The 16,496-nt window shown below is 65.9% G+C and carries 9 protein-coding genes; 8 read left to right on the forward strand and 1 reads right to left on the reverse strand.

The annotated features are described in order from the left end of the window. The first annotated feature begins 168 nt into the window (after nucleotides 1-168). The 8 genes from ACFTSF_RS07005 to ACFTSF_RS07040 all read left to right on the forward strand — a co-directional run bounded on the left by ACFTSF_RS07005 (nucleotide 169) and on the right by ACFTSF_RS07040 (nucleotide 15,775). Nucleotides 169-6,366 carry an RHS repeat-associated core domain-containing protein gene (locus ACFTSF_RS07005; RefSeq protein ID WP_380152928.1) on the forward strand — a complete coding sequence of 2,066 codons (6,198 nt, stop codon included), beginning with the start codon at nucleotides 169-171 and terminating at the stop codon, nucleotides 6,364-6,366. Between the two features lie 106 nt (nucleotides 6,367-6,472). Then, a complete protein-coding gene (locus ACFTSF_RS07010; RefSeq protein ID WP_380152930.1) occupies nucleotides 6,473-6,784 on the forward strand; it encodes a hypothetical protein in 312 nt (103 codons plus the stop codon). Nucleotides 6,785-7,227: 443 nt separating this feature from the next. Further along, entirely contained in the window at nucleotides 7,228-10,698 is a 3,471-nt protein-coding gene (locus ACFTSF_RS07015; protein WP_380152932.1) for a discoidin domain-containing protein, read from the forward strand. A 15-nt stretch (nucleotides 10,699-10,713) separates the two neighbouring features. Next, nucleotides 10,714-12,906, forward strand: coding sequence for a right-handed parallel beta-helix repeat-containing protein (locus ACFTSF_RS07020; protein ID WP_380152934.1), 2,193 nt, complete (start codon nucleotides 10,714-10,716; stop codon nucleotides 12,904-12,906). 109 nt (nucleotides 12,907-13,015) lie between these two features. Further along, nucleotides 13,016-13,492, forward strand: coding sequence for a hypothetical protein (locus tag ACFTSF_RS07025; protein WP_380152936.1), 477 nt, complete (start codon nucleotides 13,016-13,018; stop codon nucleotides 13,490-13,492). 6 nt (nucleotides 13,493-13,498) lie between these two features. Beyond that, a complete protein-coding gene (locus ACFTSF_RS07030) occupies nucleotides 13,499-14,329 on the forward strand; it encodes an AAA family ATPase (RefSeq protein WP_380152937.1) in 831 nt (276 codons plus the stop codon). A 79-nt stretch (nucleotides 14,330-14,408) separates the two neighbouring features. Further along, the gene (locus tag ACFTSF_RS07035; RefSeq protein ID WP_380152939.1) at nucleotides 14,409-14,861 is read left to right on the forward strand and encodes a hypothetical protein; all 453 of its coding nucleotides are present in this window, start codon (nucleotides 14,409-14,411) and stop codon (nucleotides 14,859-14,861) included. A gap of 95 nt (nucleotides 14,862-14,956) precedes the next feature. Beyond that, nucleotides 14,957-15,775, forward strand: a complete 819-nt coding sequence (locus ACFTSF_RS07040; RefSeq protein ID WP_380152940.1) for an NAD(P)H-binding protein — start codon at nucleotides 14,957-14,959, stop codon at nucleotides 15,773-15,775. Here ACFTSF_RS07040 and ACFTSF_RS07045 read toward each other — a convergent pair. Beyond that, nucleotides 15,760-16,488 (reverse strand): helix-turn-helix domain-containing protein, encoded by a 729-nt coding sequence (locus tag ACFTSF_RS07045; RefSeq protein ID WP_380152941.1) that lies wholly within the window; start codon nucleotides 16,486-16,488, stop codon nucleotides 15,760-15,762. The genes ACFTSF_RS07040 and ACFTSF_RS07045 overlap by 16 nt on opposite strands. Between the last annotated feature and the right edge of the window lie 8 nt (nucleotides 16,489-16,496).

Consider the following 16,496-nt stretch of genomic DNA (forward strand, 5'->3'; position numbering starts at 1 on the left):
CGGCGAGTCAGCCGGACCCGGGGCAGTCCCCTCCCGAAATGTGACATGAGTCTGACTTTGAACCTGCTCAAAAGGTCTTGCTGAGGTTAGATCCTGCGCTGACTCTTGCTCCACCTAGGACCTCGGTTCGCCTCGCACCCTGCCTGTCCTGCTGGAGGAGATATGTCCGTGCCAGACTCGCGCGTGTTCTCGGCGGGAGATCCGCCGAAACTGAGGCTGAGGCGTGTCCGGCGCTCAGCCAGGATCGGTATCGCCGTCGTCACAGCGGTGACGTTGGCCACCACGATCACCGGGCAGGCCTCCGAGGCGGTGGTGACGCGGATCGACCAGGCCAAGGCCGACGTGGCCTGGAAGCCTGCGAAGGAACGGTCGGTCAACGGCACGAACGCGAAGGTCGCACCTCGTGCCGCCGACCCGGCCCAGACCCGTGCGATCACTGAGGCTCCGGCTGTCCACTGGCCCACGGCAGGTAAGGCCTCGGTGGCAGTACCGGCTTTCAAGAGTCGGCCGACCGACTGGGGCACCGTACTTCGAGGCGATCCCGCCCGGGCCCTCCCCGCTTCCGCGGCAAGGGCCGGACGGCTGCCGATCGCGATCGGAGCGACCGCTGCCGGAGCGGCCAGGACGAGCACACCGAAGACGGTTGAGGTCGACCTGGTTGGCCGTCGCGACGCATCGGTCGTGTTCGGCCTGCGCCGCGTCGACGGAAGGAAGGCAGCCGGCCCGGTGTCGGTTCACTTCGACTACAGCTCGTTCCGCAACGCCTTCGGCGCAGACTGGGCCAGCCGGCTGCGCATGGTCGACCTCTCCACCGGGAAATCAGTCCCAACACAGAACGACGGGTCTGGCGTGTTGTCGGCCGAGGTGACCCCGAGCGCCGAACGTTCCGAGTTCGCCGTACAGGCCGCGCCGAGCGGACCGTCTGGAGACCACAAGGCCTCGGCGCTCTCGCCTTCGGCGACTTGGCAGGTCGGTGGATCGTCCGGTGACTTCGGATGGTCGTACCCGATGGACGTGCCGCCGGGATCGGGTGGACCATCCATCGATCTGGCGCTGTCGTACTCGTCAGGCTCGGTGGACGGCAAGACCTCGGCCACCAACAACCAGCCTTCGTGGGCCGGTGAGGGCTTCGACTTCGCTCCGGGCGGTTCCATCGAACGGCGGTATGCCAGCTGTGGGTCGAAGTCGGAGCAGAACGGCAACAACGGTACCCGGACGGTCGGCGACCTGTGCTGGGCCACGGACAACGCCACCTTCAGCCTCCTCGGCGGAGGCGGCGAACTGATCCGTGACGACGCGACCGGCAAGTGGCGGCCGGCCGCCGACGACGGCTCGACGGTCGAGCGCTTGACCGGCGCGGCGAACGGCGACGACAACGGCGAGTACTGGGTCATCACCAGCAAGGACGGTACGAAGTACTACTTCGGCCTCAACCGCCTGACCGGCTGGGTCGCAGGCAATCCCGAGACCCAATCGACCTGGACCGTGCCGGTCTTCGGCAACAACGCCGGTGAGCCCTGCAACTCGGGCTCTTTCGCGAACTCGCACTGCCAGCAGGCCTACAAGTGGAATCTCGACTATGTCGTCGACCGGCACGGCAACACGATGTCGTTCTTCTACGACGTCGAGACGAACTACTACGCGCGCAACTTCTCGGCCGGCTCAGTCAGCAAGTACGTCCGGGCGGGCAACCTGAAGCACATCGAGTACGGCCAGCGTGACGGCCAGGTCTACACCGAGCCCGCGACGGCCCGGGTCGTGACGACCTCCGCCGACCGCTGCCTGCCAGGCAGCGCCTGCACGACATCCCAGCCAGGCCTGTACCCGGACACGCCACTGGACCAGCAGTGCAACAGCAGCACGAACTGCGAGAACAAGTACAGCCCGACCTTCTGGACTCAGAAGCGCCTCGCGAAGGTGACTACCGAGGTCTGGCGCGGCACGGGGTTCGCGGCCGTCGAGTCCTGGACGCTGCGGCACTCCTTCCCCGATCCCGGCGACGGCACCCGCGCCGGGCTGTGGCTGGCGGGCCTGACGAATGCCGGGTTGGTCAACGGCACCGTCACGGCGCCGGAGATCAACTTCGTCGGTGTGCAACTGCCCAACCGGGTCAACAACAACGACAACCTGCCGGCGATGAACTGGTGGCGGATCAGCACGATCCACTACGGCACCGGTGGTGAGCTCGCCGTTGCCTACTCGGCCAAGGACTGTGGTCCGGGCAACTTCCCGGCGCCGGACACGAACGGTAAACGCTGTCATCCGGCGAAGTGGACTCCGGAAGGCCAGTCCGAGCGGCAGGACTGGTTCAACAAGTTCGTCGTCACCCAGGTCTCCGAATCCGACCGGGTCAGCGGCCTCGAACCGGTGGTGACCAAGGTCGAGTACCTGACCCCGCCCGCGTGGCGGCACGACGACGAGGACGGTCTGGTCGAGATCGGCAAGAAGACCTGGTCGCAGTGGCGCGGCTACGAGCGGGTCCGGGTGACCAAGGGCCACCCGTCCGGCACTCAGTCGGTGACCGAGAACCGGTTCCACCGCGGCATGGACGGCGATAAACTTGCTAACGGCAACAAGAAGGACATCTGGCTGACAGATTCCGTCGGTGGTCGGGTCGAGGACGTCAACGCACTGGCCGGGCAGTTGCGCGAGCAGCTCGTGTACGACGGCGCCGACCTGGTCGACCGCAGGATCAACGACCGATGGATCTCGGCCCCGCGCGCGACCCGGGTCAAGCCCTGGGGCACCAGCCAGGCCTTCCTGGTCGAAGACGCCAGCGTCCGGGAGGAGACGATCGCGGGCGCACAGAGCAGGCGTCGGACCGCCTCCAACACCTACAACGCGGTCGGCGCGATCACCCACAAGAACGAACTGAACGACGTAGCGAAATCCGATGACGACACCTGCACGCGCTACACCTATGGCGAAAATCCAGCGGTCGGGCTGAGCGAACTACTTGTGCGCGAACACACCGTCGCCAAGGCCTGTGACCAGCCCTGGACCACCGCTGACGTCCTTGCCGACACCCGCACCGAGTACGACGGCGGCGGCACTCCGATCAAGGGCGACATCACCAAGGTCGAGCAGGTGAGCGGCTACGACCAGTCCGATGCACCGATCCTCAAGACGATCTACTCCGCGTCCTACGACACCGTGGGACGCCGGATCAGACTGACCGATGCCGAGGGCAAGAGCCTCGACCGAACCTTCACCCCGGCGACGACCGGGCCGGTGACGAAGTTCGTCGTCACCGCCTCGAACGGGCAGACCGAAACCACCGAGCTGGATCCGGCCTGGGGCGAACCGTTGAGTGTGACCCGCGCCGACGGTGGTCGAACCCAGACGGCCTACGACCCGATGGGCCGAACGGAGCAGGTGTGGCTCCCCGGCCGCTCACTCTCGGACCAGCCGAACTTCGCCTACGAGTACCTGATGCGCGCGGACGGCGCGAACGCCGTCCGGACCACCACCCTGCAAGCCAACGGTGCGAGCGAGTCAACGATCGAGCTGACCGACGGGCTGCTGCGACCCCGGCAGACCCAGGAAGCCGCGCCCGGTGGCGGCCGCCGCGTCACCGACTACGTGTACGACTCACGGGGCGAGCTGGTCAAGGAGAACGGCCCGTACTACAACAGCGCCCCGCCGGGCGATGAAGTCCTCATTCCGGTCGAGTCGGAACTGCCTCTGCAGAAGATCACCAGCTTCGACGGCGCCGAACGCCCGACGGTCGAGATCGTGAAGTCCGGCGCAGCGGAGAAGTGGCGCACCACCCATACGCACGGCCTTGGAGCGCACACCATCCAGCCGCCGGCCGGCGAGATGCCCGTCATGCGGATCACCGATGTCGAGGGCCGGCTGACCGAGCTGCGGCAGTTCACCGGCGCCACGCCAACAGGTGCCTACGACAGCACGACGTACACGTATCACCGGAGCGGGCAGCTGGCTTCCGTCCAGGATCCAGCCGGCAACCGATGGACCTTCGAGTACGACCTGCGCGGCCGCAAGGTGAAGGAATCCGACCCGGACAAGGGAACGACCACCTACACCTACAACGACCTCGGCCAGATCGTGACCGGAACCGATGCCGAGGGACGCACGCTGGCCTACGACTACGACGACCTCGGCCGCAAGACGTCGATCCACGAGGGGAACTTGCAGGGACCCAAGCGAGCCGAGTGGACCTACGACACCTTGGCCAAGGGCGCGCTGACCTCGGCGACCCGATTCATCGACGGGCAGGCCTACACGACCCAGGTCAGCGGGTACGACACCGGCGGACGCCCGCTGGGCACCGAGATCGTCCTGCCGGAGCGGGAAGGCGTCCTCGCCGGCACCTATGCCGTCAAGAGCACGTACAACGCCGACGGCGAGGTAGCCACCACAGAGCTGCCAGGAGTTGGTGGGCTTCCCGAGGAGACCTTGCGGTTCGGCTACAACGATCAGGACCTGCCGACCACACTGACCGGTGCAAGCTCCTACGTCACCGGCACGGACTACACGCCCTATGGAGAGTTGGAGACGCTCACCCTCTCTCAAGGCGGCGGTAAGTGGGTACGGCAGCTGTACGAGTACGAGTCGGGAACACGTCGTCTCTCCCGCCTGGTGACCGAACGGGAGACGCTTCCGCGCCGGATCTCGAGTCTGGCTTACAGCTATGACCAAGCCGGCAACGTCAAGCAGATCACCAACACGCCGTCGGCAAGTAGTGGCGAGGCGACTGACACGCAGTGCTTCGGTTACGACCACCTGCGCCGTTTGACCGACGCCTGGACGCCGTCGAGCAACAACTGCGCGGGTGCACCGGATTCCGCGGCGCTGGGCGGGCCAGCGCCGTACTGGCACTCGTGGACGTTCGACAAGACCGGCAATCGCCTGAGTGAGACGAAGCGCACGGCCGGGTCCACGACGACCAGCGCCTACGAGTACCCGGCTGCGGGCCAGGCCCAGCCGCACGCCGTCCAGAAGGTCACCACGGACGGCCCGACCGGCACCAGGACCAACACCTACGGCTACGACAAGACCGGCAACCTGACAAAGCGCGACCTCGCCGGAACGGCCGAGACATTGAGCTGGGACGTCGAGGGTGAGCTCGAAAGCGTCAGCAAAGGCGGCCAGACCACGTCGTTCGTGTACGACGCCGGTGGTAACCGGGTGCTGCGCCGTGACTCGTCGGGCACCACGTTCTACTTCGGCCAGACCGAACTGCTGCTCAAGCCGTCCGGGGAGGTCAGTGGAACGCGGTACTACGAACATGCCCGGAAGACCGTCGCCATCCGCGTCGGCGACGACGTCACCTGGCTCGGCAACGACCACCACGGCACCCCCGAGCTTGCCGTCAAAGCCTCCGATCAGACCTTCCAGCGTCGGCGCACCACCCCGTACGGCGAACAACGTGGCGCGGCCCCGGCCAGTTGGCCTGGGCAGAAAGGCTTCGTCGGCGGGGTCAACGACGCGAGCACCGGACTCGTCCACCTGCGGGCACGAGAGTACGACCCGACCATCGGCAAGTTCATCTCCGTCGATCCGATCGCGGACTACGAGGACCCCCAACAGCTGAACGGCTACGCCTACGCCAACAACAGGCCGACCACGTCGAGTGATCCGGACGGCAGGTTTCTCTTCGGCGTGGTCGTCGTTTTTCGCATGTTCTTCGTTCGCGCGGTGGTGAAGATACCCAGCGCGGTTCCGGTGCAGACGCCGGTCCTCCGCACGCAATCGATCATGCTCAGCATCCTGGGGTTGTTCCATCGCGTCGTCCGCACCTGGATCGAGATGGTCATCAGGGTCATTACGATACTGAAGAGCATCCCGGTCACGGCGAGAATTTTCAAACCCGTCATCATCAGGACCTTGCAGCCTGACCCGCCACCGGTTCAGGCCGCGAAGAAACCGTCGTCGCAGGCGAAGGCAGCGGCAAAACCCCAAGTGAGAAACGCGCCGACCGCAGTAAAGCCCAAGCTCAACTCGACACCTCCGGCTGGCAAGACCGGAAGCGACGGGCCGCCGCGGCAACCTCCCGTCAGCCGTGGCGGAACCGAAAATCCAGAAGACGACGATAACGAAGCCAAGGGTGGCGTGTACTCGCTCCGCGATCCCCAGAATCCAGATCGCGTCATGCGTACCGGCCGGACAAAAGACTTGGCGCGCAGGAAGGCGGAGCATGCCCGGGACCCGAAGCTCAGCGCCTATGAATTCAAGGTCGAATACCGATCAGACAACTACTTCGTGGTGCGCGGTCTCGAACAGTACATGCACCTGAGGCACCGGCCGCCGTTGAATTATGTAGCCGGGATCTCCGGCAAGAACAAGAATTACAACACCTATATGAGAGCCGCGCTCGACGACTTCCTGAGAAACGAGACCTAGGTCCGGGCGCTTCGGTCGTGCACTGGAACGCGCTCCGGTGCACGACCGGCCCAAGGCCGAGGTAGGCTTGTGCGGCCCTGAATGAACGGACCGAGAGGGAACCACGGTGCCGGAGCACGCAGTGATCATTCACATCTCGCTGAATGGGCGCGGGTCCACCGGCCGAAAGGCGAGAGCTGAGATCTGGGCTCTCGAGGGTCAACTCGAAGCGGCGCTACCGCCCGAATGCGGCGAGTTCGACGGCGACGAATTCGGGGCTGAAGAAGTGGTCCTCTACCTGTACGGACCTGACGCCGACGCTCTGTTCTCCACCATCGAGAACCTGCTCAGAGCAAGTAGCCTGCGCCCCATGCATGCAGTTCTCCGGTACGGGGAGGCAAGTGACGCGCTCGCGGTTGAACGACGCGTCGACCTCTAGGGCCGGCAGCAAAGCGCACGCGGACAGCCTGGTCGCGCTGATCTCCCCGGGTGCCAGAAGGAGTCGCAGACCTAGCGGCGTGTCTGATGCTCGACGAACGGCGCACTGCGATCCCTGCGAATCAGATCGCCTTGGCGCAGAGTTCTGAGCTGGCAACTCGTGGTCCCCACAGAGACGCGGCGCCCGGCACGTCCGGTTGCCGCCGCTGACGCGAGTACTGATCGCCTGCCAGTAAGGCGCGATCGCCGCCGCGTGTGAGTCCCGCAATGCCTCGCCGCGCTGCTCGGGCCGAACCTGCCTATCAAACCTTCCACCACCCCGAACCGACTGTGGCCGGAACCTGTCACTCCGGTTGCTGGCAAGGCCTTTTGAGCAGGTTTGACGAGGATCGACGGCCCGGTCGGGCGATGGCAGACTCGCGACCTCGACCCCTAGGGGAGCCAATGGAAACAGTTCGGAAGTTGGCCACCGGCATGCTGGGCTTGGCGCTCACGGCCGGTCTGCTCGTCGCGTTGGAGTCTCCGGTCGCGGCCACGCCGCCAAACCTCGCGCCGCGCAAGCCCGCGGAGCTGAACCTGCGCCCGCCGGTTTCCTGCGGTACGGCGACCGCACCCGCCATCATGGGCACCACTCAACCGGTCTTTACCGCGATCGCCAGCGACCCTGAGAGCAATGTGCTGACCACGCGGCTGACGATCCAGCGCATCGGTGCGTCAACGCCCGATTACGAGCTGGATTCGGCGATCACCGTCTCGGGCGTGGCTTTCAGCTGGCCCACTATCCCTGCGGGCAAACTCGTTGCGAACGTGGCCTACGCCTACAGCGCGCGCAGCAACGACGGCACCAGCAACGGTCCCTCGACGGCCAAGTGCCACTTCATGATTGACGAGACGCCACCAGGTCTGCCGACGATCGAATCCTCCGACTACCCCGATGGCGAACCCGCGATCAATGCGTGGACCAGCGGCCGGGTGACACTGCGCCCGGATCCGGCCGATGGCGACGTGATTCAGTTCCGGTACGGCTTCCAGCAGGATCGGCTGACGGGCGCCGTACCGGTCGGTCCGGACGGCGTCGCCGTCGTACCCGTCACGCTCTCGCCCGATCCGTCGACGGGCATCATCGGGAAACGCCTGTACGTCGCAGCCGTCGATCGAGCCGGCAATCCCGGCCCGGTGTCTGCGGCGTGGAGCCTGCAGGCCAACCCCGCGCCGGCACCTGCCAAGGCCCACGGCGATGTCGACGGTGACGGACGGCCGGATGCGATCGCGGTGTTCGACAAGGGTTTCGATCAGACCACGGTCTGGAATCTGGTCCAGGGACGCGACGGCCGCTACGACGGTGTGATCGGCTGGGACAGCGGCATCAACGGTGGCTATGGGCTGAGCCGGACCCGATCGGTGACCGGCGATTTCGATGGCGACGGCAAGACCGACGTGATGCTGATGCGCACCGAGACCGGGCAGCGGCTCGGTCTCTACCTGCTGAAAGCCACGGGTGGTGCGTACGAGCCGCGCGGCCAAGCGGTCTGGAGAAGCAGCGGCGAGGGCTGGTCGCTCGGCACGACCCGGATGCTCGCGGGTGACCTCAACGCCGACGGACGTGATGAGATCGTGCTGCAACGCGACACCTTTGACGGAGGCTGGCAGGCGTACGTACTGTCCGGTGCTGGAGGTGGGCAGCCGGCGAGTTGGCTCCGGACGGCGCCCAGTTCCGGCCAGTGGGCCAAGAGCAGTCCGGTGATCGCCGATCTCGACGGCGACGGCCGCAAAGACCTGGTCACACTCGACGATCGTGGCGGCTGCCGGTTGCGGGCGACCTTCTTCCGATCGACCGGAACCGGGTTCGACGCGGGAACGACGAAGTACGACGGGTCCCATTGTGCGGATCGGGCGCGCAGCGTCGCGGGCGACGTGACCGGCGATGGGCAGGACGACCTGGTGATCCCGTATGACTACGGGGACACCGATCTCGGCGTACTGGTGCTGCGGTCCGGTGGACCAGCCGTCGAGACGTGGTGGCGCACACCGGGGCTGCTGGAACCTGCCAAGGCCGAGTACGACGTCGTCGATACGACTGGTGACGGCCGTGACGACCTGGTGCTGGTGGCCGCGCGTCCCGACGGAGGTCGCGATCTCAAGGTGCTGGCGTCGACCGGTACGGCGTTCGCTGCGCCCCAGCAGGTCTGGACGGGTGCTTCGGTGCACGCGGAGACCGGGCCGAAGGCGGATCTCGAGTTCCGGAGTTATGAGTTGGTGGCTCGGCACAGTCGGCAGTGCCTGCAGATCCGGGGCCGGAGCAGGTCGCTGGACGCCGTACTGGATCAGGGGGAGTGCACAGGAGCATTGCATCAGCGGTTCCAGATCGACCAGCTTCCCGGCGTCGAGCAGTATCAGTTTCATCCGGCTCACCTCGATGGTGTGAAGGATGACGGGAAGAGCACCTGCGTGGACCTTGGCGGTTCGCAGGAGTCGCCCGGAAGCCCAGTGCTGCAACAGGCCTGCGATGCGACCAGCAGTCAGCAGTTCGCGATCGAGTACCTGGATGGCTTCACCAAGGACGCGGTGGTCCGGCTGCGCAACGCGCACAGCGGCTTCTGCGTCGGAGTCGAGAACGCCGGACAGGCGATTGGCGCGGCCGCGGTCCAGCAGACGTGCGGCAACGGCGCGGACCAGCAGTGGATTCTGCGGCCGTCCAGGAACTCCGTCCAGCTCGACGGTCGGTACCGCCTGAGTGCTGTCAAGGGCGGCCGCTTCCTGGAGGCGGCCGACTGCGGTACGACGGATGGTGCGGATCTACGGGTGTGGGATCCGCGTGGCGCGAGTGCTTGCCAGCAGTGGATGATCCACCCGCTCGGTCAGGACGCCTATCAGGTCGTTGGAGCAGCCAGCGGTAAGGCGCTCGACGTCCAAGGCTGCTCGACCGACAACCTGGCCGTCATTCATCTCTGGACCAGCACACCCAACGACTGCCAGCGGTGGCGGATCGAACCGGCGGCCGACGGATCGTGGAGCATCACCCAGACGATGAGCGGCAAGTCCCTCGACGTCGCCGGATGCCGCCCCGAGTCCGGTGCCGACCTGATCATCTGGCCCTACTGGAACGGTCCCTGCCAGCGCTGGCGCATCGACAAGGTGCCGGAGAACCTCGCCTTCGGCCGAACCGTCACCGCCAACTCCCAGGAGGACGTCCAGTACGCCGCTCCGAAGGTGGCCGATGGCAACTACGGAACCCGTTGGGCCAGTGCGCTGGAACATGATCCCGAGTGGATCTCGGTGGACCTCGGATCGGTGCGCACGATCAACAAGGTGTCGCTGGTGTGGGAGGTGGCCCACGCCCGGAAGTACACGATCCAGCTCTCCGACGACGGTGTGACGTGGCGGACCGTCCATACCCGCACTGACGGCGACGGCGGCACCGACAACATCGACCTCACCCCGACGACGGCGCGGCATGTCCGCATGCACGGCACCGAGCGAGCGACGGAGTACGGGTATTCGCTGTACGAGTTCGAGGTGTTCGCGCCGGACCCGAATCTCGCCCTGAACCGGCCGACCCAGTCGAGCTCGCGGGAGACGTCGGACCTCGGACCGGCCAACGCGGTAGACGGCAGCATCGCGACCCGCTGGGCCAGCGCGCTCGAACACGATCCGGAATGGATCTCGGTCGACCTCGGGTCACTCCGATCGATCAGCAAGATCACGCTGGTCTGGGAGTTCGCCTACGCCCGCGCCTACCAGGTGCAGGTCTCCGAGAACGGCACGACCTGGCAGACCGTCCACACCCGCACGGACGGCGACGGCGGTACCGAGATCGTCCGCCTCGCCCCGACCAACGCCCGCCACGTACGCCTCCAAGGCACGGAACGCGCCAGCGGCTACGGCTACTCCCTCTACGAACTCGAAGTCACCTGACCGCAAAGGAATCCGATGAGAAGACGACAGATGGCCGGCGTCGCGATCGCTGGACTGATGGTTCTGGGTTTGCCTCCCACACTGGCCGGTACGGCGGATGCGGCCGGCCGGACGTTGACGGTCGGGAAGTCAGGAGCGCAGTACAGCACGATTCAGGCGGCGGCCGATGCGTCGCAACCCGGTGACACGATCCTGATCTCGGCCGGGACCTATCAGGAGGCGCTGAAGCCGAAGAGCGGAGCGTCCGGGCAGGAGATCGTCTACCAGGCGGCGCCGGGTGCGCGCGTCGTACTGGACGGGAACAAGACGCTGAAGTCCGGCAACGGGCTGCTCAACCTCGACGGCAAGTCATGGCTGCGGTTCGACGGCATCGCCGTGACGCGGTCGCCGACGCACGGCGTCTACGGGTACCAGGTCTCGCACATCACGTTCGCCAGGTGCGAGGTGTCGGCGTCCTCGAACGGCGGTCTCGTCATTCTCGGTGGCAGCGACATCGTCGTGGACGGTTGCGACGTGCACCACAACAACGACAAGGGCACCAGCGCTTCGCACGAAGCCATCACGCTCGGCGAGGGCAGCACGCGGTTCGACATCCGGAACAACCATGTGCACGACAACGGTGAGGAAGGGATCGACGCCAAGTACGACGACAACGCGGCAGGTGTGATCCGGAACAACCTCGTGCACGACAACCGCGGCCCGAACATCTACGTCGACTCGTCGTCGGGAGTCGAGGTCAGCGGCAACACGACGTACGGCGCGAAGGAGTCCTCGAAGGCCGGGATCGCGATCGCGGTCGAGGACTACTCGTCGTCGCGGAAGGCGCAGAACATCAGCATCGTCAACAATGTGTCGTACCGGAATGCGGGCGGGGGAATCTCGTTCTGGAAGGAGAGCAGCGGGACGATCTCGGGGATCTCGATCATCAACAACACGATCGCGAACAACGCCAAGCCGGGGATCGTCGGAGCGTCCGAGGTGAGCGGATCCGGGAACGTCGTACGGAACACGATCTTCGCCGGCAACTCGACCGGGATCGGCGGACCGTTCAGCGCCGACCACAACCTGACCGCCGATCCGGGATTCGTTGACCCGGGCAACGGCGACTACCACCTGCGCGCGGGCTCGGCGGCGATCGACGCCGGCAGCGCCACCGGTGCTCCGGCAGCCGACCGCGACGGCGTCGCGCGACCGCAGGGCAACGGGTACGACGTCGGTGCCTACGAGGGTGCTGGTGGCGGCGGACCCACCGACCCGCCGCCGACCGGCGACTGGGACCCGCGGCAGCCTGGCCCGAACGACCTGTTCACGGCGACCGATGGATCGGTCAACTACTTCCGCTCCGCGATCGGCGCCAACCCGCGGCTCGATCCCAACTCGGCGGCGATCGTCAACAGCATGGGCACCAACACTCCGCGGCTGAACGGCCCGGAGTGGCAGATCACCGTCTTCACCTCGAGCAACTCCGATCCGCTGTACCACCCGGAGTTCAGCGAGGACTGGGGCTGTTCGGTCGGCGACGGGATCCACATCCCCGACTACGCGACCCGTGAACTCCCATCGCCTGGTGACGAATGGATCGTCGTCTACAACAAGGACGACAAGACCGTGAAGTCGATCTGGGGCGCCAGCAAGGCCGGCGGCTCCTGGAACGGCTCCTGCGGCGGAACCTGGCCTGCGGCCAGCGGCGGCGGTACCGAGGCGAAGACCTCGGGAGTAGGCACCGGTGCCGAAGTACAGGCGGGTGCGGGCTTCATCCTGAACAGCGAAATCACGACCGGCACCATCGAGCACGCGCTGTACTTCACCTCCCGCACAACCTGCAGCAACTTCCGCAAACCAGCCGGCAAATCCGACGGTGGAACCTCGGGTTCGTCCTGCGTCCCGATGGGTGCCCGCCTCCAACTCGATCCGTCCGTCGACTGCGCGGGTCTGCCCGGTGCTTCCTCCGGCGAGAAGATGATCTGCGTCGCCATGCAGAAGTACGGCGGCTATGTCCTGGACAGCGGCGGCCCCGGCCCGATCAGCGGCATCGGCGTAGCCGGCGACGACCTCACCGACCCGAACCGAGCCCCCTGGCAAACGCCCGGCAACGGCATGCGCCCCGGCGGCACCCTCACCAAAGCAGGCCTCGACGGCACCACCGCAGCCCTGAGCCACATCCCTTGGAACAAACTACGCGTACTAGCAACCTGGAGCGGCCAGTAGAACCGACCGGTTGGAAGTAGGGTCGCCTGCCTCTGTACGAAGGGTGACGAACCCTCTACGCTTTTCGGTGGGGGACAGGCCTTGTGGGCCTGTCAGGGGAGGAATTTCGATGGTCATTGACATTGCTGCGCTCTTGGTGGCTTCGGGGCTCCGGATCGTCGAAGAGCTCGTGATGGGGATGGTGAAAGCAGGCAAGTCCGAAGTGCCGGTGAGTCAGATCGATGCGTCGATCGCTCGCGAGGCGCGCGCTCGGGCTGACCGGCTTCAGGTTCGGGTCGACGACCTCGAGCGGGAGACCCACCGGATGTTCGAGCAGTTGGTGGTGAGCTCGCCGGAGTTGTCGTATGCCAAGCCACGGCTCAAGTCCAAGCTGACCCTGGACTACGACCCCAAGGACCCGGCGTCCTCCAAGGAGATGCTGGTGGCATTGAGTGCTCGGGTGCAGAGGTTGATGCCTGACGAGGCCAAGCCCACTGCGGGCGGGGTCACGGTGACCGAGGTGCAGGATGAATCGCCGAACCGCTCGCGGCAGATGCTCGACGATCTGCAAGCGCGGGTGCAACAGCGCGAGTCGGATCGAAAGTAGCTCCGGATGACCATCATCGATCCCGGCTTCACCGAGGTCGTCCGGAACCACCTGATCGGGAACCTGGCTGTCAGGAACACCGAGAGCCCGCTCATCCTCGCGATCTTCGGTCCGCCTGGCGAGGGAAAGACCTTCCAGACCGAAGCCATCTGTGCGGACCTCGGCGTGCGCACGTTCGTCATCAGCCCTGGCGAGCTGGAGAGCGAGAACGCCGGGCACCCGGGGCAGATCATTCGGCAGCAGTACCTCGCGGCCGGGAACAATCAAGCACGCTCCCCCGGCGTCCTGGTGATCAATGACGTCGACACCGTCCTGGGCGACTGGGGACAGCTGGTCCAGTACACCGTCAACAGACAGATCGTGTACGGCCAATTGATGGCCCTGTGCGATTTCCCGCTGGAAGTGGCGGGAATGGCGACCCGGCGGGTTCCGATCGTGCTGACCGGCAACGATCCCTCGATCATCTATCCACCGCTGTTGCGCCCGGGCAGGGCACGGGTCTTCCGATGGGAACCGAGCGTGCATCAGCGGCTTCCCGTCGTCGCCAGCATCCTTCCCTGGTTACGGGAGCCGGAGGCCTTCGGATTGCTCGAAGAGTTTCCGCATCAGTCGATCTCCTTCTGGAGCGATGTGCGGGCAGCCTTGTGGGAACAAGGCCTCGGCCAATGGATCCTGGCTCAATCGCCGGACAAACTCATGGCGTTGTTGCGGGATCGTCGCATCCTCGACCTCGGCGCCGGTCGCTGGACATATCACGACATCGCAGCCACAGCACGCCGGCTGGACTCGGACAGGACGCTGACCCGTTCGTATCTGACGGAATCACGGAGCGGGTGAGGTTCTCATGGCATCAACAGTCACACGTACTGCGACGTACAGCCGATTCTCGTTGCTGGTGACTCAGGTTCGAGCACTGTTGGCCGAGACGGCCGGTGCCTCGCGCGACCACTTGGAACGGGTCGGGCGGGGACTCCAGCCGCCGCATTACATCCACAAGGTGAGCGTTATCGGCCTGGACGCGCGCGGCGCCATCAACGCGCAGCTCGACCTTTCGATCGACTGGAGACAGCACTCGCTCATGGTCAAGGCAGGCGGTGCCAACGTCGCACTACCCGCCACCTGGACGAACTCGGTCGGCCCTTCGCTGGTGGAATCGATCAATACGTTCAACGAGGCTGTGCAGAAGGCGCGGCTCACCGTCGAGTGGACCGTCACGTACGGTCCGGGATACGACCGGGACGCAGTCAACAGATACCTCGGCTTCCGCCATGCGACACCGCGGGTTTGGCGCCGAGAGCCGGAACGGCTCAGGTTGGGCTTCGGAATCCTGAGTGAGGCCGAACTCGTCGTCAGTCTCGCGATCGACTGACGGCCATTCTTGATGACCTGTCCGAAGTCGACCTGAACTGAAACGCGCCGATTTCTCCAAGACTCACGGGTCCCCACCCGGCCAGGGTGGGGGCCATGATTCTTGTCACCGGAGCAACCGGGACTATCGGCAGCGAGGTCTTACGACAGCTCCTCGCCGCGGGCCACCCGGCCCGCGCCATGACCCGCGATCCGGCCAGACTTGCCGGTACGGCGGCCGAGGTCGTCAGGGGAGATTTCGACGATCCCGACTCACTCGCTCGCGCCGTGGATGGTGTCGAAGCCGTCTTCCTGCTCACTGTCGCGCGGCCACCGAGTACCCGCCATGACGAGGCGCTTCTGAAGGTCGTCGGGGACGCAACCATCGTCAAGTTGTCCGGGATCGGTGCCGGCGAAGAGTTCGACGGCGGTACGGTCGGCTATTGGAACCTGGCTGCTGAGCAGGTGGTCAAGGCAAGCGGCCGGAGGTGGACCATTCTGCGTCCATCGAGCTTCGCCACGAACGTGCTCACCGCTGACGGGCGGCCCGTCATCAATCCGACCGGAGCTGCGCAGCAAGGTGTGATCGACCCGGCCGATATCGCAGCTGTCGCTGTCCAAGCACTGACCCGGCCCGGCCACGATGGGCAGACCTACACGTTGACCGGCCCGGAGCTACTGTCGGTACCGCAGCAGGTGGTCCAGTTGAGCGAGGTGCTAGGGCGGGTCGTCCCTGTCGTCGACGTCGAACCGGCCGAGCTCGCGCGTCAGTTGACGGAGTACGGCGAAGATCCGGCGTCCATCGAGGCGATGATCCGGGGAGTCGGCTTCGCGCGAGCTGGTCGGAACGCCGTACTGACCGACGATGTCGAACGAGTTCTCGGTCGGCCGGCGGGCAGTTTCGCCGACTGGGCCCGGCGTCAGTTCGGTGACTGACAGGCGGTTGCCGCCGGCATCCTTCCTCGGGAGAACGCGGCCGGCGGCACACCCATCAGTGTCTTGAACTCCGTGGTCAGGTGAGCCTGGTCGTAGTACCCGGCGTCGATCGCGACCTGCGCGAGCGGCCGCCGCTCGGCGCTGTGAATCACCGTCCGCACCCGATTGATCCTGGCGAACTGCTTCGGCGAGATCCCCAGTGTGACGGCGAAGACGGACCGCAGCTGCCGCTCACCGATCTGCAGTCGCCGGGCCACCTCCGCCACCTGCAGGCCGGTAGCAAGTAGTTCGGTCGCGCGGCGCACCAACAAAGCGCGGTCCGTGCCGGCCGTTCGCGACAACCCCGCGACCAACGACAACGGGCCTTCAGCAACCAATCGACGGGCGACACGATCGCCGGTCACTGCTGCCAACGGAACCGCTCGATCGACCAGCTCGGCACCTGCTCCACCGAGCAGCCCGTGCACCGCCTCAGGTTTCAGGCGCAGCTTAAGCCACGACCGTCCCGGTTCGGCCGCATGATAGACAGCCCGGGTACGCGGACCCATCACGACCAGGGATCCGCTGTCTCGCCGGAGAGCGACCGTCACCGCGTGGTCGGGTGCTTCGAGAACGACCTGCCCACGACCTTGAAGATGGCCCTCCGCCATGGTCTCGATCACCCCCCGTGCCTCGCTCGGCACCGGCACCGTGAGTTCTCGATGGATGATCACCTCGCCCA

The sequence above is a fragment of the Kribbella sp. NPDC056951 genome, from assembly GCF_042674205.1.
GTDB lineage: Bacteria > Actinomycetota > Actinomycetes > Propionibacteriales > Kribbellaceae > Kribbella > Kribbella yunnanensis.